Here is a 22,303-nt window from a genome sequence, read left to right on the forward strand (position 1 = left end):
AGCAGGAATCTGAACGCGCATTCAGCAACTTCGCGGAAGTTCCTCCGGAACGTTCTGCCACACTTCAAGTTGACCTCGCGCAATTCATCTGGAGGACGACATGAAGAAACTTGCTCTTGCACTCGCGTCGCTGACGGCACTCGCACTCGCGGCTCCGTCGATGGCCAGTGCCGAGACCGTCATCATCAAGCGCGGCGGTCATCATTATCATCACGGCTGGGACCGCGGCCATCACGGCTGGGATCGGTCCCGTGCCGAGTACCGCATGCGCCGCGACATCCGGCCCTATCACCGCCATCACGACCGCACCGTGATCATCAAGCGCGGCTACTGATCGACCAGGCGACACCGAAATGGCCCCGCAAGGGGCCATTTGCTTGAGTGCGGATCTCCTCGAGTGCGGATCACGGTGAAAAGCTGTCAGCGATCCCAGTCAGGTGCAAAGCCGGGATTGACGAAGCGCTTGTCCTTCGGAAGCGCGGCGATGGTCGCGCGATCCTCATCATCCAGTTGAACTTTCATCGCGTCCCAATTCGCCTGCTGACTCTCCTTGCGGCCGGCCTTGGGAATCGCCGCTACGCCGTCCTGATCCAACAGCCATTTCAGCGCGACCTGGGCGGCGCTCGCGCCATGCTTGCTGCCGATCGCGGCCAGCGTCGCGTCGGCCGCCGCGCGGCCTTGCGCCAGCGGACAATAGGCCACCAAGGGAATCGATCGGCTCGCCATGTAGCCCATCAGCTTCGATTGATCGAGCATGACGTGGTACTCGACCTGATTGCAGGCGATCGGCGCCTGGATCTCCTCGATCGCCTGCCGCAGCAGCGCGACGGTGAAATTCGCAACCCCGATCGCGCGGGTGCGTCCCTCATCCTTCAGCTTGATCAGCGTTTCCAGCGCCGCCGGCAGGTTCATCCCCTTGGCCGGCCAATGAATGAGGTAGAGATCGACGACATCCAATCTGAGCTTCTTCAAGCTCGTGTCGAACGCGCGGCGGATCGCATCGGGTGCGAGGTTCTCCGGCCAAACCTTTGTCGTGACGTGCAATTCAGCTCGCGGCACCTGCGCCGCCGCGAGCGCCGCGCCAATCGCATCCTCATTGGCATACATTTCGGCGGTGTCGATGTGACGGTACCCGAGCGCGAGCGCGCTCTCGACCGCCTCGCGGCAGACCGTGCCCTGCATGCGAAACGTGCCAAGCCCGAGCTTGGGAAGACGGATGCCTTGGGTGTCGATTGCGTCCATGGAATCTCCTGCCAAGGCTTCGCGCCGATCCGGCGTGATCTGGCAGGCGGCGACAAGCCTTGCGTGTCAAGGTGAATGGCGGGATGCGCTGAAATCATCCCGCGGTCGCTGCGCGAGTTCAAGCAGCTCCGCAGCAGCGACAATCACGAAGTCGGGAGACGGTTCCGATCCGCGACCGATGGAGCTCTCAGCGCCAGTTGCAGATGCCGCCGCTGTCCGGCCGGCAAGGCCAGGTTTGAACACGGGTATCCATCGCTTGCGCGTCGAGCAGGCTGCGGCGGTGCATCGCTTCGCGCGCCGTGCGCAGGCGTTCGGCGGACCGCAAGATGGGCCGGCGCTTCGACGCCGCGGCGTTCCGCGACAGGTCAGGCTTGTCCTGAGCCGCGGCGACAACCGCCGATCCGACTCTGGCCTCGATCGGAACGGGCTCGAAATGCGCTTCGGGTCCAAGAGGACGCGGCGACAGGACCGCCCGGGACAGATCGAGCCGGAAGACCTCACCCGGCTGATAGTCAGCCGCCGAGACGGCGGTACCGCACACCAGCGTCGCACACGTCAAGATGCCAAACAGATTCCTCAGCTCCATGGCCCTCTCCCGCACACGCCATTGCTGGCGCGCCCCCTCTCGAGATCACGGCATCGCCGATACCCGATGATGTGTTCGGCCGTTGTCAGTCGGTGACGAAGATCATCGGGCTGCCGGCCGTTGCCGCATCATAGCCAGGGCAAAGCCGACGTCTCTCATTTAGGACATGAAGATGCCGTTTCCAGACCCAGATCTGGAATTCACGGTTAGCGCAATGCACGCCGCTGGGCGCTCGCAGCAGGACGGGACGTCATTCTTCGACGGTCATTCGGTAGTTGAACATCTCCGCCGCCCCGGCTGGTATTTGCATCACGCCCGGCTTGTCGGAGAGCTCACCATCGAAGCCGACGGGGCTGGCATAGCCACGCCACGGTTCGATGCAGAGGAAGGGAGCGCCTCCCGGCTTGGACCAGATGCCAAGCTCTCGGAAGCCGTCCCAGGCCAGGACCAGCGCCGGCCCCTTGTCGCCCATGAAGCGAAGCGAGCAGCTGACGGGATGATCGAGGATCATGGCATCGTCGTCGAACAGCCGTTCGGACAATGCCAGGTCGCGGCCGCGAATCGGTGAGGGCTCGGCAGCGGCGCGCATCAGCCCACCGGCGAGGCGGCGAATGGGAGCGGGCTCCGGCTCGGCGAACAGCAGCCGATAGCTTTCCTTCGGCTCTCCAGGCAACAGCGGCCAGTTGAATGCCGGATGCGCGCCGAACGAGGCCGGCAGCACCTCGTCTCCAGCGTTGGCGATCTCCACCGCCATGTCGAGGCGATCGGCGGTGATCCGGTAGGTCAAGGTGAGCCGGAAGGCGAACGGGTAGCGCGCCCGTGTCGTCTCGTCGTCGGTCAGGCGCAGCACGCAGGATTCGGCGGTCCGCTCCAGCCAGGTGAAGCGCAGATCGCGGGCGAAGCCGTGCTGGGTCATCGGATAGGTGCGGCCGCGATGGCGCAGCTGGTCATCCTTCAGCCGGCCAACGATCGGAAACAGCCAGGGCGCATGACGCGGCCAGGCCGGGCCGGCCTGCCACAGCAGCTCCAATCCAGCGGTCGTCTTGAGCGAGCACAGTTCGGCGCCGACGGCCTTGATCGATGCGGTGACGCCGCCGGCGCTGATCGTATGGAGGTCGTCGCTCATCTCGCATCATCCCGTTCGTCGATCGCGCCGGTGATGCCGGATTGCAGCGGCCACGTCCAGACCCCTGCCCCGTGCGATCAGCGCTCGCCGACCAAGAGCCGGTAGCGGAACTGATCCAGGATGACGGCCAGCACCAGCAGCGAGCCCAGCAGGACCATCTGCATGTAGGAGCCGATCTGCGCGATGTTCATGCCGTTCTGCAGCAGCACGATGAAGAAGCCGCCGAGCACGACGTTCTCGACCCGGCCGATGCCGCCATGGAGCGAGACGCCGGCAATGACGCAGGCCGCAATGGATTCCAGCGCAATGGTGCCGCCGAGATTGGTCTCGCCGGAGCCGACGCGGGCCGTCAGCAACAGACCCGCGACCGACGCGAGCAGCGCGCACAGCGCATAGGCGATGAACAGCACCTTGGTGGTGTTGACGCCCGACAGTCTCGCCGCCTTGGCGTTGCCGCCGACCGCCTGGATGTGCTTGCCGAGCCGGGTCCGGTTCATCACCAGCCAGATCGTGGCGGCCGCGACGATCGCGACCAGCACCGGCACGGGAATGTCGAACACGCGACCGAAGCCGAGGATATCGCCGAACTCATAGGGCACCCCGGAGACCGGGACGCCGCCGGTGAGGAACAGCGCGATGCCGGCCCCGACCGACTGCACACCCAGCGTCATGATGAAGGGCGAGACGCCGAACACGGCGACGCCGAGCCCGTTGATGCTGCCGATCACGAGCGCGGCCGCGAGCCCGGCGCAGCAGCCGAGCACGATCACGAGCCACAGCATGTCCGGCGACAGCATGTGCGACAGCGTCACCATCGCAAGCGCCGACACCACCGAGGTCAGCGCGATGGCCGTGCCGACCGACAGGTCGAAACCGCCGGTGACCAGCGCCAGCATCTGGCCGAGCGAGACCAGGATCAGATAGACCGACTGCCGCGCGACATTGGTGAGATTCTGCAGCGCCAGGAATTCCTTGGACACCAGCGAGAACGCGATCAGGGTGGCGACCAGGAAGAACGGCAGGACGCCGACGCGCAGAAATACCGCGCGCAGGCCGGCCAGCAGCGCGTTGGAGCGGCGCGGCGCAACGGTGTCCTCGGCGATAGTCGTGGTTGGCATGCTCACGCCGAGCCCTCCGTTTCAGCAAAGAAATGTTTCAAGACGTTCTCTTCGTCGATGGCGCTGCCGGACAGCTCGGCCGCGATGCGCCCCTTGGCGAACACCAAGAGCCGGTGCGACAGGTTCATCACCTCGGGCAGATCCGAGGAGATCACGACCACCGCCTTGCCGGCCTCGGCGATGTCCTTGATCAGCTGGTACAGCGCCATGCGCGTGCCCATGTCGACGCCGACGGTCGGCTCGTCGAAGATGTAGACGTCGCGGTCGTCGCCGAATCCCTTGCCGAACAGCACCTTCTGCTGGTTGCCGCCGGACAGCTTCGAGACCGCGCGATCCATGGCGGGCCTGGCGATGCCGACCTTGTCGCCGATGGCGTCCGTCAGGGCACGGCTGCGCCGTGGCCGCACGAAGCCGAGGGGACCGGCGACATCGGCGCGGTCGAGCAGGCTGAGCTCGATATTGCCGCGTGCGGTCGCGGTCATCTGCAGCCCCTCGCTCTTGCGGTCGGAGGGCAGGAAGAACACGCCGTCATTGAGCAGCGCCCGTGTTGCGGCGCCGGTGACATCACGACCCTTCAACGTGATCCTGCCTGACTGCAGCGGCTGCAGTCCCATCGCCGCGCGCCAGATCCGCGATTTGCCGCTGCCGACGAGGCCGGCGCAGCCGAGCACCTCACCGGCGCGGACCTCGAGACTGGCGCCGTGAACACCTGCGGTGCGGAGGCCTTCCAGCGTCATGATGACGGGACCATCGGCGCGGCGTGCGATCTTCGGATAGACCTGGTCGACCGCCCGCCCCGTCATCAGCTCGATCAGCACGCGCTCCGAGGTCTCGCGTGCCGGCACGGTGGCGATGAGCCGGCCGTCGCGCAGGATCGAGATGCGGTCGGCGATCTTCTGGAATTCCTGGATCCGGTGCGAGATGTAGATGATGCCGACACCGGAGGCCGCCGCCTTGCCGATGAAGCTGAACAGCCGCTCGGTCTCGCGCTCGGTCAACGACGCCGTGGGCTCGTCGAGGATCAGCACGCGCGCATTGGAGAGGAACGCCTTGGCGATCTCGACCATCTGCTGCTGCGCCCGCGACAGGCTGGACGCCGGGCGCGTCACGTCGATGTCGAAATCGAGCTCGGCGAACAATCGTTGCGCGCCGGCCAGCATGGCGCGGCGGTCGGTCAGCGGACCGCGCATCAGCTCGCGGCCGAGATAGAGATTTTCGAACACCGGCAAGGTCGGCACCAGCGAGAATTCCTGGAACACGGTGCCGATGCCGGCCTTGGCCGCATCATGCACCGAGTGGAAGCTCACCTCGTCGCCAGCGATGCGGATGGCGCCGGACGTCGGCCGGAACACGCCGGAGAGAATGGAGATCAAGGTCGACTTGCCGGCACCGTTCTCGCCGAACAGCACATGCACCTCGCCGCGCTCGACCTTGAGATGGACGCCGCTGAGCGCCTTGACGCCGGGAAACTCCTTGGAGATTCCCGTCATCTCGACCAGCGGTGCAGCAACGCTACTCATCATCTGCCCCCCGCGATGCGGCCCTGCCCCGTCAGGGAACAAAGGCAGAGCCGCACCTTTCCCCGCTCAGTTGAAGACAGGCTTGAAGCCGTCCGGGGGAAGGATGTTCGCCTGCGGCACGGTGGCGATGTTGGCGGAGTCGACCACGAAGATCTTCGGACCGACATGCTTGAAGTAGTCCTTGCCTTCGAGGATGCGCACCGCCTGGTCGACCGCGATGCGGCCCTGGATCACCATGGAGTCGGCCGGCGCCGCCATGATCAGGCCGCGCTTGATGCCTTCGTAAACGCCGGGCGTCATGTAGAAGGCCAGCAGGTCCACCTTGCCCTTCAGCCCGCGCTCGCGGATCAGGCCCTGCGCCGCTTCGGCGGTGACCGCCGTGCCGGCGACGTAGCGGATGTTCGGCGCCGCCTGCAGCGCGTCCTCGACCAGCTTGGCCTGCACCTCCTTGCCGGTGTCGCCATATTTCGGCTCCAGCACCTTGATCGCCGAGCCCTTCACCGCATCCATGAAGCCCTTGTTGGCGGCCTCGACCCAGCCGGCACCAGCCGGACCCGGGAACCAGCCGACCACGACCTCGGGCGTGCCGGCGGGATGCTTCTTGGCGAGATAGCTGCCGGTCTCCGCGCCCATCGTGTAGAACGACACCAGCGACTTGGCGGCAATATCCGGCGAGGAGATGCCGTTGACGAGATCGATCACCGGGATCTTCTTCTTGGCGATCTCGCCGATTACCTTGTTGAGGCCATCGGCCGAGATCGCGCCGATGATGACCGCATCGGTGCCGGATGCCACGCAATCCTCGATCTGCGAGATCTGCTTGTTGAGCTCGGTGTAGCCGCCGGCCTCGACCAGGTTCATCTTGACGCCGAGGCGCTTGCTTTCTTCGGCCACGCCGTAGTCCACGCCGAGCCAATAGGCGTCCTTCATGTGTGGAAAGGAGACACACAGCTTCCACGGCTTGGAGGCCTTCTCCAGCGGCACATATTTCACGTCGGACGATTTGCCGTCTGCCGCGAAGGGCGGATCGATCTTGGCGGCATCGTATGGATACCACTCGGCGGCATGGGCGCCGGCCGACAGCACCAGCGCCGACGAGGCCAAGAGAACACGAACCAAACTCTTCATTGAACTACCCCTTTGTCATCTCACTCGTGGAAACCCGACACCGGCCTGCCCGCACCCGCGTGCGGTCAGGCCAATGCCGCCCGGATCTTCTGCAGAAGAGCTTTGCGATCGGCGCGCGCTGCGAGCGCGCCATCCATGTCGATCTCGACGAAGCGCGTCGGCATGTTCGGCTGCAGCTGGCCGATCAGGTCCATGTCGGCCGAGATCACCGTGCCGACCATGAAATAGCCGCCGCCGGAGACGGCGTCGCGATGCAGGATGATCGGCTCCTTGCCGCCCGGCACCTGGATCGAGCCATAGGGATAGCAGCTGTCGACGATGTTGGACGGATCGGAGCCGGCCCCGAACGGCTGCTCGCGCTCGACGAATTGCAGCGCCTGGCCGCCGCGGAAGCGATAGCCCATGCGGTCCGCCTCGGGCGCGACCTTCCACTGGTCGGCGAAGAAGCTCTGTTGCGACTCCGGCAGAATGCGATGCCAGTACAGCCCCGGCAGCACGCGCAGCTCGGCCGGATGGCCGGGCTTGCGGCGCAAGGCCTCCGGCACACTCGCGCCAGCCTTGCCGCTGGCCGCAGCGCCGACGGGCAATTCGTCGCCGGCCGCGATCGCCCGGCCCTTGAAGCCGCCGAGCGCACCGATCGGATAGGTCGAGCGGCTGCCGAGCGCCAGCGGCACATCGATGCCGCCCGCGACCGCGATGATGATGCGCGCGCCGCTCTTCAGATAGTCGAAACTGAGCACCTGCCCGGCCTTGACCGCGAGCGCGGTCCAGCCGGGTTGTTCGACGCCGTCGAGCTTGATCGGCATGTCAGCGCCGGTCACCGCGATGCGCGCGGGCGCCGTGAACTCCAGCTGCGGCCCGATGAACACGGCCTCGAGGCAGGCTGCGCCCTCGTCATTGCCGACCAGCAGATTGGCGGCGCGCAGTGCGAGGCGGTCCATGGCGCCGCCCACGGGAATGCCGAGATGGAAGTAGCCGGGACGGCCGAGATCCTGCACCGTGGTCGACAGGCCCGGGTGAAGCACCTTGATGGTCATGCCAGCGCTCCTTCCAGCTTGGCGTTGTAGCCGGTCATGTCCTTCTGGAAATCGCGGAAGTCGAAGGTGACGTCGCGAATGACAGGCGCGAAGCGGCCGGAGGCGACATCGCCGAGCGCGTGGTCATATTCGTCCTGCTTGATCGGCTTGAACTTGACGATGTCGCCGGGGCGGAAGAACACCATGAAGTCGCGCAGATACGAGATGCTCTGCTCGGGATCGAAGATCGGCATCGGCGTGATGCCGAACATCTGGTAGCCGCCGGCGCCGCGCACCGAATAGATGCAGGAGAAGCAGCCGCCATGGCCGATCGTCAGCTTCGGCGTGTCGGTCCGGGGCCGCAGATATTTCGGCACCTGGAGCTGCTTCTGACGCTCGACCATCTGGTACATGAACGGCAGGCCCGCGACGAAGCCGACCATCGAGACGAACCAGGGCGAGCCGCTATGCGCCTTGATGAAGGCGTCGACATCGGCGAGGCCGTTGACGCGGGCGGCATATTCGAGATCGGTCGCGGTCGGGTCCTGGTGCCGCTCGCGGAAGCGCATCAGGGTCTCGTGCGTCCAGGGGTCCTGATAGAACACCGGGATCTCGATGATGCGGGTCTTGATGACGGGCTCAGTCTTCGCGGCCGCGCTCTCGATGCCCTGCACCTCTTTCAGAATGTCGCCCGGCTTGATCACGTCCGGATCGAACTTGATCTGGAACGAGGCATTGGCCGGGCAGATCTCCGTGACGCCCTTGATGGCGGCGTCGCGGATCGCGTTGGTCATCGACAGGCTCTTGAAGAAGGCGTCGAGCGACATCGCCTCGTCGCATTCGACGAAGAGATGCTCGTCACCCCCGAACGAGTAGCGGGTGGTCATCAGGCGTCCTCCCTGGCGCGGGCAAGCTGCGCGAAATCGGTCTCGAGCCATGGCTCGAGGAAGCGGGTGTGGGTGCGGCCGTCGGCGACGCTGGCATCACGCGCCAGCGCGGCATGCAGCGGAATCGTCGTGGGAATGCCGGTGATCACGAGACCGTCGAGAGCGGTGCGCAGACGCGCGAGGCAGTCGGCGCGATCGGCGCCGCGCACGATCAGCTTGCCGAGCAGCGAATCGTAGAACGGCGGCACCGCATAGCCTTCGAACAGCAGTGTATCGAAGCGGATGCCTTCGCCATCCGGCACGACGAGCCGCTCGATCGTGCCGGGCGCGGGCATGAAGCCCTTGTGCGGGTCCTCGGCATTGATCCGGCACTCGATGGCGTGCCCCTGGATGCGGATGTCGTCCTGCGCGACCGACAGCCTGGCGCCGCCGGCGATTGTCAGCATCTCCTGCACCAGGTCGATACCGGTGATCATCTCGGTCACGGGATGCTCGACCTGGATGCGGGTGTTGACCTCGATGAAGTAGAACGCGCTCGTCGCGTCGTCGTAGAGATATTCGACTGTGCCTGCGCCGCTATAGCCGACGGCGCGGCCGAGCGCGACGGCGCTGGCGCAGAGCCGCTGCCGGACATCGTCGGGAAGCCCGACCGCCGGCGCCTCTTCCCACACCTTCTGCCGCCGCCGCTGCAGCGAGCATTCGCGCTCATAGCAGTGGACGACATCATGGCCGTCGCCGAGGATCTGCACCTCGACATGGCGGGCACGCTCGATGACCTTCTCGATATAGAGTCCGCCGTCGCCGAAGGCGGCCGCGGCTTCGCTCGAGGCCTGCGGGAATTGCCGCGCGAACTCCTCGGCATCGCCGACGATGCGGATGCCGCGCCCGCCGCCACCGGCCGCGGCCTTGATCATCACGGGGTAACCGATGCTGTTGGCGATGGTGATCGCCGCGTCGAGATCGGTGACGCGACCATCCGAGCCAGGCACCGTCGGGACGCCGGCCAGCGCCGCGACCTGCCGCGCCATCACCTTGTCGCCGAGCAGCCGGATCGCTTCCGCGCTCGGACCGACGAAGACGATGCCGGCTGCCGTGACGGCCTCGGCGAATTCCGCATTCTCGGCCAGGAAGCCGTAGCCGGGATGCACGGCGTCGACCTTGGCCGACTTCGCCGCGTTCACCACGGCCTCGATGTTGAGATAGGATTTCTTCGCGGCCGGCGGCCCGATCTCGACCGTCTCGTCGGCGAGCTGTGCGGCGAGCGACTCCTTGTCCGCGATGCTGTGCGCGAGCACGGTGCGCAGGCCGAGCGCCTTCGCCGCGCGGATGATCCGCACCGCGATCTCGCCCCGGTTGGCGATCAGGACCGAGCGCAAGGTCATGCCTCGACCTCGGCAATCACCTGCCCCGCCATGATCGCATCGGCATCATCGACGCTGAAGCGGATGTTCTTGCCTGCGACGCCCGCCTTGACCTCATGGAACGACTTCATCACCTCGACGAGGCCGATCACGTCGTCGGCCGCGACCGCGTCGCCATCATTCTTGAACGGCGCGCTCTCCGGCGAGGGCTTGCGATAGAACACGCCAGGCAGCGGGGACTTGATCTCGATGCTCATGGGTCAGGATTCGCTCTGCGGTTTCTGGGGAACGATGTCGGAGACGGGCGCGATGCGGATGCCGTTGGCGATCAGCGTCTGGCGCATCGCGCTGGCGATCTCGAAGGCGCCTGGCGTATCCGAGTGGAAGCAGATCGACTCGAAGGCGATGTCGATATCGTCGCCGTCGATGGTGCGGACCTTGCCGGTCTGGCAGGCGCGCAGCACCTTGTCGGCGACGCCCTGCGGATCGAGCTTCTTGCCGTGGCGGGTGAACACGATCGAGCCGGAGCGGTCGTAGTCGCGGTCGGCATAGAACTCGCGGATGACGGGCTGACCGGCTTCGACGGCGACGCGATAGGTCACCGAGATGTCCATGCAGAACACGAAGGAATTCGGCGCCACCGTGCGCATCAGCTTGATGAAGGAGCGCGACAGCTGCTCATTGGCGGCGAGCTCCATGTAGAGCGCGCCATGCGGCTTGACGTGCTGCAAGGTGCCGCCGTGCCGGCGGGCGAATTCGCGGATAGCGCCGACCTGGTAGACGATGTCGTTGATCAGCTCGTCGGCCGAACCATCGATGCGACGGCGGCCGAAACCCTGGAGATCGCGATAGCCGGGATGCGCCCCGATGCCGACGCCATGCTGGGTGGCGAGCCGCACCGTGGTGTCCATCAGGTTGGGGTCGCCGGCGTGAAAGCCGGCAGCGATGTTCGCCGAGCTGATCAGCTCCATCAGCTTGGCGTCCTCGGCGTCGCTCAGCCGCCAGGAGCCGAACGCCTCGCCCAGATCGCAATTGATATCGACAGTCTTCAGCGGCACGGCTGCTCCCCTCACTGGCATCGCCGCATCACGCGAAACCGCGACGGGCGATGAGCCGGACGTTAGGGGTCCAATCTCCCATTGAAAATTATTATTGTTGGAAACCCATTTTCAGTTTTTTTGATCTCCCATTGAATAGCGATTACGCGCCGTGTCAGAACAAGCCTCTGTTTTTGCATCGTAAATACTGCCGCCCGTTTGCAGTGCAGGATGCACAAGCTTTGTTCGATTTCGTTTTTAAGAATATTAATGTATTACGGTTCTGATTTTTCAATGGAGTTTTGCGTGGCGATCAGCCTGCGTCAGATCCGCTATTTCGTCGCGACCGCCGAACAGGGCCAGATCACCCAGGCCGCCTCGGCCCTGTCGATCTCGCAATCGGCGATCACCACCTCGATCAAGGAGCTCGAGGAGATCGTCGGCGCCGAGCTGTTCAGCCGATCGCCACAGGGCATGGAGCTGACGCCGATCGGGCGGCAATTCCTGTTTCACGCCTACGACATCCTCAACAAGGTCGAGGAGGCGACATCGCTGCGGGTCCCCGCCGGCGACGTCGAAGGCAGCCTCACGCTGGCGGCAACCTACACGGTGATCGGCTACTTCCTGCCGAACCATCTCGAGCGGCTGAAGCGGCATTATCCGCGGCTCAACATCCAGCTGTTCGAGCTGACGCGCGAGGCGATCGAGGAAGGCCTGCTGTCGAACCGCTACGACGTTGCGGTGCTGCTGACGTCGAACGTGCAGAACCCGGATCTCACGATGGAGACCTTGATCGGCTCGCGGCGGCGGCTGTGGGTGCCGTCGAAACACCCGCTGCTGCAGCGGGAATCCGTCTCGCTGAAGGACGTGGCCGCCGAGCCCTACATCATGCTGACAGTCGACGAGGCTGCGCACACATCGCTCAAATACTGGAACAAGACGGCGTTCCAACCGAACGTCGTCCTCCGGACGTCCTCGGTCGAAGCCGTGCGGTCGATGGTCGCCAACGGCCAGGGCGTCGCGATCCTCTCCGACATGGTGCTGCGGCCCTGGTCGCTGGAGGGCCGGCGGATCGAGACCATCGTGCTGAGCGATCCGGTGCCCGCGATGGATGTCGGCCTCGCCTGGCGGCGCAATATCGAGTTCACGCCGGCCATGGAGGTGTTCCGCTCCTATTTCCGCCAGGCATTTTACATTCCGACGCTGCGGTAGACAGGTCTTTCGACACCGCTGGAGCTACAGCTCCTGCTTGGCCGTCCTTCGAGACCCCCGCCTGTGGCGGGCGCCTCAGGACGAGGGATCAGTTCGCGACGAGACCTCAACCCTCATGGCGAGGAGCGCCGCCTTGCGGCGCGTCTCGACCCCCGAGGCCCGTGAACCTGATACAGGCAAATCGCGCCGAATCTTCGTGCAACACCGCCGCTTGCCGGCCGAGTTCATTCGTGTACGAATGACCACAACCGGCTTGATGCTGCGCCGCGTGCCGGCGCAAACTGCCGCCAAATGCTTCGTCTGGAGAGAAGGACATTCCGATGGCCCATGACGCGCCGCAAGCGACCGGTCCCAGCAAGCTGGTCATCCGCAACATCGGCCTGATGCTGTCCGGCGCGCTGGAACGGCCGATCCTGGATGCCGATACGATCGTCGCCGAGAACGGCAAGATCACTGCCATCGGCCGCTATAAGGATGTCGACACCGAAGGCGCGACCACCATCGTCGACGCGCACGGCACGACGGTCGCTCCGGGCCTGATCGACAGCCACGTCCATCCCGTCGCCGGCGACTGGACGCCGCGGCAGAACCAGAGCAACTGGATCGACTCCTATCTCCACGGCGGCGTCACCACGATGATCTCTGCCGGCGAGGTGCACATGCCGGGCCGTCCACGCGACGTCGTCGGCCTGAAGGCGATGGCGATCTTCGCGCAGCGCGCGTTCTGGACGCTCCGCCCCGGCGGCGTGAAGGTGCATGCTGGCGCCCCTGTCATCGAATGCGAGATGGTCGAGGACGACTTCAAGGAGCTCGCCGCCGCCGGCGTCAAACTGCTCGGCGAGGTCGGCCTCGGCGGCGTCAAGGACGGCCCGACCGCACGCAAGATGGTCGGCTGGGCGCGCAAATACGGCATCCAGAGCACCATCCACACCGGCGGCCCCTCGATTCCCGGTTCCGGCCTGATCGACAAGGACGTGGTGCTGGAGGCCGGCACCGATGTGATCGGACACATCAATGGTGGCCACACCGCTTTGCCGGACGATCAGATCCGCTGCATCTGCGAAGGCTGCAAGGCCGGCCTCGAACTGGTGCACAATGGCAATGAGCGCTCGGCCCTGTTCACCTTGCGCACCGCGCGCGAGATGAACGATCTCCACCGCGTCATCCTCGGCACCGACGCGCCGGCCGGCTCCGGTGTGCAGCCGCTCGGCATCCTCCGCATGGTGTCGCTGCTGTCCTCGCTCGGTGACGTCCCGGCCGAGATCGCGTTCTGCTTCGCCACCGGCAACACCGCGCGGATGCGGGAGCTCGATTGCGGCCTGATCGAGGTCGGACGCTCCGCCGATTTCGTCATCATGGACAAGGCGCAGCACTCGCCGGCCAAGACGCTGCTCGACAGCGTCCAGCTCGGCGACCTTCCGGGCATCGGCATGACCATCATCGACGGCATCGTCCGCACCCAGCGCAGCCGCAACACACCGCCGGCGACGAAGATCCCGGAGATCGTGGCGAAGTAGTTGCCACAAGCTCCGTCATTGCGAGCGCAGCGAAGCAATCCAGGGCGTCACGCGTGACTCTGGATTGCTTCGCTGCGCTCGCAACGACGCCGAAGTTCGATGAAGATCGCGTCGGGTGGGCAAAGGCGCACGCGACGCGCCAGCGTCGTGCGCGATGTGCCCACCATCTCGTCGCAACATGGATGGTGGGCACGTCGCATTCGCTGCGCGAATGCGTCTTGCCCGCCCTACGAGATCAGCGCTCGCGGCAACTATCGCAGCCTGCTCAACAACCCCAGCAACGTCTCGCGCTCCTTGGCATCGAGTGGGGCCAGCGTTTCCTTGGAGATGGCGAGCGCCAGCGGCGCGGTCTTCTCCGCGAGCTGCTGGCCGGCACGGGTCAGGCTCACGAGCAACCTCCGTCCGTCCTGCGGGTCAGCGCTGGTCTCCGTCAGGCCGCGCGCAGTCAGCCGGTCGATCACGCCCTTGATGGTCGCGACATCCATCGCCGTGAGACGGCCGAGCTGATTTTGCGAGCACGGACCCGTCTCGACCAGCTTCGACAGCGCCGCCCATTGCGTCGGCGTCAGGTTGCTGCCGATGTCGCGCGCGAAGATCATGGTATGGCGCTGCCAGACCTGGCGGAGGACGAAGCCGATCTGATCGTCCAGCACGTAGTTCGATTTCGCCGGCTTGGCCGCAGCCTTCGCGGCCATCTTCGCAGCAGCCTTGGCCGGCTTCAGCGCGACCTTGCTCGCTGCCTTTGCCGGCCGCTTCAACGTGGCGGTCTTTGCCATGATCGTCCTTGCCTCAGATCGACAGATGCGCGTCGCGGATATCGGGCCGCGCGTCGAGCTCGGCCATGGTGCCGGCAAAGCAGATGCGGCCGCGCTCGATGATATAGGCGCGATCCGAAATCAGCCTGGCGAAATGCAGGTTCTGCTCGGACACCACCAGCGACACGCCCTCCTTCTTCATCGTCAGGATGGCGTCGACCATCTGCTCGACAATCTTCGGCGACAGACCTTCGGAGGGCTCATCGAGCAGCACCAGGGACGGATTGCCCATCAGGGTGCGGGCGATCGTCAGCATCTGCTGCTCGCCGCCGCTCATGCGCCCGCCCGGCCGGTTCTTCATCTCGCCGAGATTGGGAAACAGCTTGTATAGCTTCTCGCGCGTCCATTGCGGTGCGCCCGGCCGCGGCTTCTGCCGGCCGACTTCGAGATTTTCCTCGACCGTCAGATCGGTAAAGATCCGCCGCTCCTCCGGCACGTAGCCGAGGCCGGCACGGACGATCTCATGGGTCGGCGCCGTGGAGATGTCCTTGCCCTCGAACAGGATCTGGCCCTCGCGCAGCGCGACGAGGCCGACGATCGAGCGGAACGTCGTCGACTTGCCGGCGCCGTTGCGGCCGAGCAGCGCCACCACTTCGCCCTCGCCGACCTCGAGGCCGATGTCGAACAGGATATGCGCCGGACCGTAATGACTGTTGAGATTGGAGACGGACAGCTTCATGCCGAGGCTCCCTCGCGATGGACAGCGTCATACAGCAGGCCTTCGCCGAGATAGATCGCCTGCACCTCGCGGTTGGCGCGCACCTCGGCCGGCGAGCCCTGCGCGATCAGGCTGCCGCGATTGAGCACCAGAATGCGATCGGCATGTTCGAACACGACATCCATGTCGTGCTCGGTGAAGAGAACGCCGATCGACTGCTCGCGCGCGATCTTGGCGGTCAGCCGCATCAGCTCGACGCGCTCGCGCGGCGCCATGCCGGCGGTCGGCTCATCCATCAACAGCAGCTTCGGCTGGTTGGCGAGCGCGATCGCGAGCTCCAGCCGCTTCAGATCGCCATAGGCGAGCTCGCCGCAAGGGCGCTCGGCATAGCCGGCCATGCCGACGAGATCGAGCAGACGATCCGCTTCGCCGCGCTCGATCGACATCATCGGCGTCCAGAAATCGTAGAGCCGGCGGTGATGCGACACCAGCGCGACCTGGATGTTCTCGCGCACGGTCATCGTCGGATAGGTGGCGGTGATCTGGAAGGTGCGGCCGACCCCGAGCCGCCAGACCTCGCGGGGCTTGCGTCCGGTGGTCTCCTCGCCCATGACAGTGATGCGGCCGCTGTCCGGCACGTTCTGGCCGTTGAGCATGTCGAAGCAGGTGCTCTTGCCGGCGCCGTTCGGGCCGATCAACGCGAGGATCTCGCCGGCCTGCAGCATGAACGACACGCTGCGCACGGCGTGAATGCCGCCATAGGATTTCGACAGGCCCTCGACCGAGAGCAGCGACACGCCGAGGCTCATTGGGCGCCCTCCATCTTGGCCGACAATGCGGCCGCCTTGGGCGCCGCCGCACGCCGACGCTGCATGACGCTCTCGACCACGCCGACGATGCCTTTGGGGAAGACGACGACGATCAGCACGATGAAGATGCCGAGCACGAGCTTTGACCAATCGGTCTGGCTGACCAGCCAGATGTTGAGCGCCTTGTAGACGATGGCGCCGAAGATCGCGCCGGGCACCGTCTCGACACCGCCGAGCAGCACCATCACCAGCGCATCCACCGACAGCGAGATACCCATATTATCGGGGAAGACGCTGCCTTTCAGGTAAGCGAACAGCGCGCCGCCGATGCCGGCCGTGGTGCCGGCGATGATGAAAGCGGTCCACTGGATGCGCTTGCCGTTGATGCCGATCGACTCGCTGCGCAGCGGCGAGTCGCGCATGCCGCGCAGCGCGTAGCCAAAGGGTGAGAAGGTGATCAGCCGGAGCACGCTGACCACGAACGCCGACACGCCCAATGCGAGCCAATAGAAGTGCGACGGCGAGGCCGCCCACTTTTCCGGCCAGAGACCGAGAATGCCATTGTCGCCGCCGGTCACGGCCACCCATTGGAACGCGATCGACCAGACGATCTGGGCGAAGGCCAGCGTCAGCATCGCGAAGTAGACGCCGGAGAGCTGGACCGCGAAAGCACCAAACACGGCTGCGCCGAGCGCGCCGAGCAGCGGGCCCAGCAAAATGCAGACGATCATCGGCAGTCCCGCCATCTTGGCGAGGAAGGCGACGCCATAGGCGCCGAGGCCGAAATAGGCAGCGTGGCCGAACGAGGCGAGCCCGCCGACCGCCATCAGGAAATGCAAGGAGGCCGCGAAGATCACGAAGATCGCGATCTCGGCGCCGACGGTCAGCGCGTAGTTGCCGGCGATGAAGGGCAGCATCGCCACCAGCGCCAGCGCGACCACAGAGGCCAGCCGCTCGACCGAGGTCAGCGGGCGCCAGGGGATGACGGTGAGGCCCGGCGTGCGGCGCGCCGGCGCCTCCTTCTTGCCGAACAGGCCCCAGGGCCGGATCACCAGCACCACGGCCATCACCAGGAAGACCAGGATCAGCGAGATCGTCGGGAAGATGAGGATGCCAAAGGCGTTGAGCTCGGACACCAGCACCGCCGCCACGAAGGCGCCGAGGATGCTGCCGAGCCCGCCGATCACGACGACGACGAACACCTCGACGATGATGCGCAGGTCCATCGCGTGATGGACCGCGTCGCGCGGGATCTGCAGCGCGCCGCCGAGCGCGGCGAGGAAGACGCCGACCGCGAACACCGAGGTGAACAGCCATTTCTGATTGACGCCGAGCGCCGCGACCATGTCGCGATCCTGCGTCGCCGCGCGCACCAGGATGCCCCAACGTGTCCGCTGGAACAGCAGCCAGAGCGCACCGAGCACGACGGGACCGAGCACGATCAGGAACAGGTCATAGCTCGGGATATTCTGGCCGAAGAAATCCACCGCGCCCTTGAAGCCGGGCGCGCGGCGGCCGACCAGATCGTCCGGGCCCCAGATCAGCACGACGAGATCCTCGACCATCAGCGTCAGGCCGAAGGTGGCGAGCAGCTGGAACAGCTCGGGCGCGTGATAGATCCGGCGCAGCAGCACGATCTCGACGATCACGCCGATCACAGCCACCGCGAGTGCTGCGACGACGATGCCGCCCCAGAAGCCCAGAGCCCCCGACAGACGTTCCGTGAGCGAGAACGCGATATAGGCGCCGAGCATGTAGAACGCGCCATGGGCGAAATTCACGATGCGGGTGACGCCGAAGATGATCGACAGTCCCGACGCCACCAGAAACAGCGAGGCTGCACTGGCAAGGCCGGTCAGGAACTGGACGAAATAGAAGGCCATGGGCGGTCCGCGTCAGGAGGTCGTCTGTCTTGATGAGCCGCATTCGAACCCGGACTACTCTCCTCGCGGAGAGCCAGCGAGCCGGCGTGGGGTGAGGGATCTCGGCCTGAACCTGTAGATCAGGCGTCGTGCTCCCTCACCCCGCCCGCTCTCCTCCGCGGGAGGAGGAGGCAGGATCGTGTGGATCAGTCCTTCGGCCGGAGCTTGCCGACCTCTTCATCGCTGGGCAGATAGTCCGAGCCCTTGCGATAGACGGTGTCGACCATGATGCCCTTGCCGTCCTTCAGCGCGGTCTTGCCGACGTAGGCGCCGAGCGTCGACTGGTGGTCGATCTTGCGGAAGGTGATCTCGCCGAACGGCGATGGCACGGACAGGCCCTCGGCGGCAGCGATCAGCTTGTCTGCATCGGTCGAGCCGGCCTTGGCGAGAATGGCGGCCGCCGACTTGATGGTCTGGTAGCCGACGATCGAGCCGAGCCGGGGATAGTCGTTGTACTTGGCCTGGTAGGCCTTCAGGAACGCATCATGCTCGGGCGTCTTGATCGAGTACCAGGGATAGCCGGTGACGATCCAGCCCTCCGGCGTCTCCTCCTTGAGCGGATCGAGATATTCCGGCTCGCCGGTGAGGAAGCTCACGACCTTGCGGTCCTTGAACAGGCCGCGCGTGTTGCCCTCGCGGACCAGCTTGACGAGATCGGCGCCGAAGGTGACGTTGAGGATCGCTTCCGGATTGGCGGCGGCGACGGCCTGCACCACCGGACCCGCATCGATCTTGCCCTGCGGCGGCCACTGCTCGTCGACCCACTGGATATCCGGGCGCTTCTCGGAGAGCAGCTTCTTGAACACCGCGACGGCCGACTGGCCATATTCGTAGTTCGGCGCGATCGTCGCCCAGCGCTTGGCCGGCAGCTTGGCGGCTTCTTCCACCAGCATCGCCGCCTGCATGTAGTTCGACGGACGCAGACGGAAGGTGTATTTGTTGCCCTTTGCCCAGGTGATGGCGTCGGTCAGCGGTTCGGCCGCCAGGAAGAATACCTTCTTCTGGTTGGCGAAATCGCTGACGGCGAGGCCGATATTCGACAGGAAGGTACCGGCGAGCATCGCGACATTCTCGCTCGACACCAGCTCGTTGGCGGCGGTCTGCGCATCGGCCGGCTTGCCGCTGTCGTCCTTGGAGACGACGACGAGCTTCTTGCCGTTGATGCCGCCGGCCGCATTGACCTCCTCGACCGCCAGCTGCCAGCCCTTGCGATAGGGCTCGGTGAAAGCCGGCAGCAGCGAGTAGCTGTTGATCTCGCCGATCTTGATGACGTCCTCGGCGCGCGCCGCGCCCGCAAGTCCCGCGACGGCAAGGCCCAGGCCTGCCGCAAGCATCGTTCTCCGTCGCATCCCTTCAGCCTCCAATGTTGACTCGAACTATCTTAAACCGTCGTCACCCTTGATCTCGGCGACCGTGAGCCCACCGACCCTCGGCAAGGGACGGCCGCTATCGGTGACAGCGAGCGCCACCATGATCTCGTTGGCACGCGGCGCATCGTTGATCTGCACCTCCATGCCGTCGAAATGACTGCGCACGAAGGCGGCGTCCTTGTGCCCGAGCGGAATGTCGAGCGTGCAGCCGACGCCGCCTCGCTTCTTAGACGACGGGATCAGCGCCGCGCCCTTGCCGAGCACCTTGCGCACCGGCGCGCCCATTTTCGGATGCAGAATCGCCGCGGCGTGCTCCAGTTCGCCGTCGCTGCCGACCGCCGCGGCCTTGCCATAACTGTGCGCGGCCGGCCCCTCGATGCCGAGCGCAGCCACCGCGCGCTTGGCCAGCATCTCGCCAAGCTCCTCGCCGATCGCAATCAGCGGCGACAGGTCCTCGACATAGCGGCCGGCAAACGGGTTCTCGATCACGGCCACCGCGGCGGCACGCCGCGTCGGCGGCGAGATCAGCCTGCCCATCTCCTGATGAACTTCCTCGACCACGGTCACGATCTTGCGGATGACGGCGCTCATCGACGACAGTCCCTCATGTTCCAGCCCATCATGTATCAAACCTCACGCCGCTGCCGGCCGCAACCGGGACGGACGAACGATCTCGATCAGACGCGCGCCGACGGCGCGGATGGCGCCGTGGAGCTGCAGCACGGCGCCTTCGATCCGGCCATCCGACAACAACGCCTGCGCGCAATGCTCCCCCGCGGCCAGCGCCGTTGCCATGTCGGTCTCGCTCAGCGCGCCGACATCGCATGTGACAAGCCGATGACCGAGATCATTGTCGGGCTGCAGCTCGCAGGCGGGACGGCGGACCACGGCGGAATGTCCGGGCAGGTCGACCGCATTGGCGATCACCGTCGCCGCCGCGTCCGCCTGCGCCGCGCTTGCCGCAAGCACCGTCACTGCATCGGCGATGCCGAGCGAAAAACTGCGGCCATGCCGTCCCGACGTGGCGACGCCGCGGACCGCGTCCGCAGCATGGAGCGTGATCCGACGCATGACGCCGGCCGCATCCGGCCGGTCCATCAATCCGACCGTGAAGGTCGCGGCGTCTTCCAGATGCAGCGCGATATCGCCGCCATTGTTGACATAGGCCCGCGCAAGCGTCGCCGCGCCGCGCATCGCGCCGAGAATCTCCTCGGCCACCGCTCCGGCCACCGCGGCCATCGGCGTGATGAACATCTCGGCCGCGAACGGCGCCACGGCCGCATGCATGCGACGGGCGACGACGCCATTCACAACACAACGATCCTGATCCGCGGCCTTGCGCAGTTCGGACAGTTCCGAGCAGAGCTCATCGAGCAGACCGGTGAAGCGTTCCGCGGCCGCCTGATAGGCGGCGCGGATATCAGCCTCCGCCCCCTCGGCGCCGATGATCAGATCGATCGGTCCATCCTGCAGATGCAGCCGCCGGTCCGGCAATAGCGCGATCTGGGGCTGACGGCTCATATGCCCTGCCCCGGCCACGGCAACTGCCGAATATCCTTGCTGACATCCCTGAGCGACGCGAGCGGCTGCACGTAATCCATGTGGCCGCCCAGCGCCTCATAGTCGGACAGCGTCATGGTGAACTCGATCGGCGCCACCAGCGCCGGAGTCGGCACGTAGCCGAAGGCGCCGGCCGGCATCTGCGTCACGTCCACCATGTAGGTGATGCCGCCACCCGGCCAGACATAGACCGGCGCCCCGCCTGACGTGACGCGCGTCAGCGCATCCTTGACCGAACGCGTCAGCCGCACCGGATTGTCGGTGACACCGGCGCGCAAAGAGCCGCCGGCACCGGCCATGAACAGCACGGTGCACAGCGCCGGCTCGCAATTTTCCTGGATGCGCTCGACCGAGAACTGCAGCTCCGGCGGCATGTCGCGCTGGACCGGCTTCAGCGCCTCGTCGAGCACATAGTAGCCGGCATGCTCGCCGGTGGTCGACACCATCAGCAGCGTCGTGCCGGGCTTCGCCGTCTTCGGATCGAACGGCCCGAGAATGGAGAGCGGATCGGAGATGTCGGTGCCACCCCAGCCGGTGCCGGGCTGCGCCACCTGGAAGTACCGCCCCGGCGTGGAGCGTCGCCCCTTCATCTTGATGCCGGTGGCCGGAATGTCGAGCAGCTTGCCGGCCTGGTGCTCGGACAGCACGCCGGTGATGTGGTCGTCGACGACGACGACCTCGTCGACCTTGCCCTGCCACTGCTTGGCGAACATGCCGATCGTGGCCGAGCCGCAACCGACGCGCATGCGCTCTTCCTTGACGCCGTTGACCACCGGCGGCTGCCCCGCCTGCACGATCACGCTGGCGCCGCCATCAATCGTGAGTTCGACGGCCTTGCGGTTACTGAGATCCATCAGCGCATCGCAGGTGACACGCCCCTCCTTCTTGGAGCCGCCGGTCAGATGATGCACGCCGCCGAGCGACAGCATCTGCGAGCCATATTCGCTGGTCGTGACGTGACCGACCGCCTCGCCGTCGACGCGCACCGTCGCGGCCTCGGGCCCGAGATAGCGGTCGGTGTCGATCTTCACCTTGACACCGCAATAGCTGAAGATGCCCTCGGTCACGACCGTGACCATGTCAACGCCTTCGACCTGCGACGAGACGATGAATGGCGCCGGCTTGTAATCGGGATAGGTGGTGCCGGCTCCGATCGCGGTGACGAACAGTTCCGGCTGATGCACGATTTTGCCGTCCCAGTCGCCGCTGGCCTGGAACGGAACCAGCTTGCCGCCATGCGACACGGTGCGCTCGAGCAGGATGTGCGGATCGACGCGCACCAGCACGCCATCCTGATTGGCGTAGCGATCGCAGGCACCGGCCGCGCCCGGCTTGATGTAGCACATCACCGGGCAGGCATCGCAGCGGATCTTGTCCCCTGCACCGTCGCTCGCCGTCTCAGTCACCATGCAGAGGAGC

22 protein-coding genes are annotated in these 22,303 nt (G+C 65.7%); 3 read left to right on the forward strand and 19 right to left on the reverse strand.

Annotated features, from left to right (window positions below; genetic code table 11):
* The first annotated feature begins 100 nt into the window (after positions 1-100).
* Positions 101-334: a hypothetical protein gene (locus HL671_RS23370; protein ID WP_012042641.1), complete on the forward strand. Its 234-nt coding sequence runs from the start codon at positions 101-103 to the stop codon at positions 332-334.
* A gap of 86 nt (positions 335-420) precedes the next feature.
* On the opposite strand, the gene HL671_RS23375 is transcribed toward HL671_RS23370, so the two are convergent.
* The 11 genes from HL671_RS23375 to HL671_RS23425 form a co-directional block, all read right to left on the reverse strand.
* Entirely contained in the window at positions 421-1,242 is an 822-nt protein-coding gene (locus tag HL671_RS23375; protein ID WP_012042640.1) for an aldo/keto reductase, read from the reverse strand.
* A gap of 187 nt (positions 1,243-1,429) precedes the next feature.
* The gene (locus HL671_RS23380; protein ID WP_172239128.1) at positions 1,430-1,828 is read right to left on the reverse strand and encodes a hypothetical protein; all 399 of its coding nucleotides are present in this window, start codon (positions 1,826-1,828) and stop codon (positions 1,430-1,432) included.
* Between the two features lie 250 nt (positions 1,829-2,078).
* On the reverse strand, positions 2,079-2,954 hold the full coding sequence (locus tag HL671_RS23385) for an aldose 1-epimerase family protein (RefSeq protein WP_172239131.1): 876 nt from the start codon (positions 2,952-2,954) through the stop codon (positions 2,079-2,081).
* Between the two features lie 77 nt (positions 2,955-3,031).
* Positions 3,032-4,078, reverse strand: a complete 1,047-nt coding sequence (locus tag HL671_RS23390; RefSeq protein ID WP_172239134.1) for an ABC transporter permease — start codon at positions 4,076-4,078, stop codon at positions 3,032-3,034.
* Positions 4,075-5,592, reverse strand: coding sequence for a sugar ABC transporter ATP-binding protein (locus HL671_RS23395; RefSeq protein ID WP_172239137.1), 1,518 nt, complete (start codon positions 5,590-5,592; stop codon positions 4,075-4,077). Before HL671_RS23395 ends, HL671_RS23390 begins: the two co-directional genes overlap by 4 nt.
* A gap of 66 nt (positions 5,593-5,658) precedes the next feature.
* Positions 5,659-6,720, reverse strand: coding sequence for a TMAO reductase system periplasmic protein TorT (gene torT, locus HL671_RS23400; protein ID WP_172239140.1), 1,062 nt, complete (start codon positions 6,718-6,720; stop codon positions 5,659-5,661).
* Between the two features lie 65 nt (positions 6,721-6,785).
* Entirely contained in the window at positions 6,786-7,757 is a 972-nt protein-coding gene (locus HL671_RS23405) for a 5-oxoprolinase subunit C family protein (RefSeq protein WP_012042634.1), read from the reverse strand.
* Complete coding sequence (locus tag HL671_RS23410) at positions 7,754-8,623, reverse strand: 5-oxoprolinase subunit B family protein (RefSeq protein ID WP_012042633.1); 870 nt, start codon at positions 8,621-8,623, stop codon at positions 7,754-7,756. Before HL671_RS23410 ends, HL671_RS23405 begins: the two co-directional genes overlap by 4 nt.
* On the reverse strand, positions 8,623-10,005 hold the full coding sequence (locus HL671_RS23415) for an acetyl-CoA carboxylase biotin carboxylase subunit (protein WP_012042632.1): 1,383 nt from the start codon (positions 10,003-10,005) through the stop codon (positions 8,623-8,625). Before HL671_RS23415 ends, HL671_RS23410 begins: the two co-directional genes overlap by 1 nt.
* The gene (locus HL671_RS23420) at positions 10,002-10,241 is read right to left on the reverse strand and encodes an acetyl-CoA carboxylase (RefSeq protein ID WP_012042631.1); all 240 of its coding nucleotides are present in this window, start codon (positions 10,239-10,241) and stop codon (positions 10,002-10,004) included. Before HL671_RS23420 ends, HL671_RS23415 begins: the two co-directional genes overlap by 4 nt.
* A 3-nt stretch (positions 10,242-10,244) precedes the next feature.
* Positions 10,245-11,063: a 5-oxoprolinase subunit PxpA gene (locus HL671_RS23425; RefSeq protein ID WP_012042630.1), complete on the reverse strand. Its 819-nt coding sequence runs from the start codon at positions 11,061-11,063 to the stop codon at positions 10,245-10,247.
* A gap of 264 nt (positions 11,064-11,327) precedes the next feature.
* On the opposite strand from HL671_RS23425, the gene HL671_RS23430 reads away from it, so the two are divergent.
* Positions 11,328-12,233: a LysR family transcriptional regulator gene (locus HL671_RS23430; RefSeq protein WP_012042629.1), complete on the forward strand. Its 906-nt coding sequence runs from the start codon at positions 11,328-11,330 to the stop codon at positions 12,231-12,233.
* A 320-nt stretch (positions 12,234-12,553) separates the two neighbouring features.
* Positions 12,554-13,750: an amidohydrolase family protein gene (locus HL671_RS23435; protein WP_172239143.1), complete on the forward strand. Its 1,197-nt coding sequence runs from the start codon at positions 12,554-12,556 to the stop codon at positions 13,748-13,750.
* Between the two features lie 251 nt (positions 13,751-14,001).
* On the opposite strand, the gene HL671_RS23440 is transcribed toward HL671_RS23435, so the two are convergent.
* From HL671_RS23440 to HL671_RS23475, 8 genes are all read right to left on the reverse strand, one after another.
* A complete protein-coding gene (locus HL671_RS23440; RefSeq protein ID WP_172239146.1) occupies positions 14,002-14,526 on the reverse strand; it encodes a MarR family winged helix-turn-helix transcriptional regulator in 525 nt (174 codons plus the stop codon).
* Between the two features lie 13 nt (positions 14,527-14,539).
* On the reverse strand, positions 14,540-15,244 hold the full coding sequence (locus HL671_RS23445; RefSeq protein WP_172239149.1) for an ABC transporter ATP-binding protein: 705 nt from the start codon (positions 15,242-15,244) through the stop codon (positions 14,540-14,542).
* Entirely contained in the window at positions 15,241-16,032 is a 792-nt protein-coding gene (locus HL671_RS23450; RefSeq protein ID WP_172239152.1) for an ABC transporter ATP-binding protein, read from the reverse strand. The genes HL671_RS23445 and HL671_RS23450 overlap by 4 nt, the downstream gene beginning before the upstream one ends.
* The gene (locus HL671_RS23455) at positions 16,029-17,915 is read right to left on the reverse strand and encodes an ABC transporter permease (RefSeq protein ID WP_012042624.1); all 1,887 of its coding nucleotides are present in this window, start codon (positions 17,913-17,915) and stop codon (positions 16,029-16,031) included. The genes HL671_RS23450 and HL671_RS23455 overlap by 4 nt, the downstream gene beginning before the upstream one ends.
* 185 nt (positions 17,916-18,100) lie before the next feature.
* A complete protein-coding gene (locus HL671_RS23460) occupies positions 18,101-19,288 on the reverse strand; it encodes an ABC transporter substrate-binding protein (RefSeq protein ID WP_012042623.1) in 1,188 nt (395 codons plus the stop codon).
* Positions 19,289-19,330: 42 nt separating this feature from the next.
* Complete coding sequence (locus HL671_RS23465) at positions 19,331-19,915, reverse strand: amino acid synthesis family protein (RefSeq protein ID WP_172239155.1); 585 nt, start codon at positions 19,913-19,915, stop codon at positions 19,331-19,333.
* A gap of 42 nt (positions 19,916-19,957) precedes the next feature.
* Positions 19,958-20,845 (reverse strand): UPF0280 family protein, encoded by an 888-nt coding sequence (locus HL671_RS23470; protein WP_172239158.1) that lies wholly within the window; start codon positions 20,843-20,845, stop codon positions 19,958-19,960.
* Complete coding sequence (locus HL671_RS23475) at positions 20,842-22,293, reverse strand: 6-hydroxynicotinate reductase (RefSeq protein ID WP_085972600.1); 1,452 nt, start codon at positions 22,291-22,293, stop codon at positions 20,842-20,844. The genes HL671_RS23470 and HL671_RS23475 overlap by 4 nt, the downstream gene beginning before the upstream one ends.
* Positions 22,294-22,303: the final 10 nt, after the last annotated feature.

This window comes from Bradyrhizobium denitrificans (assembly GCF_013179005.1).
Lineage (GTDB): Bacteria > Pseudomonadota > Alphaproteobacteria > Rhizobiales > Xanthobacteraceae > Bradyrhizobium > Bradyrhizobium denitrificans.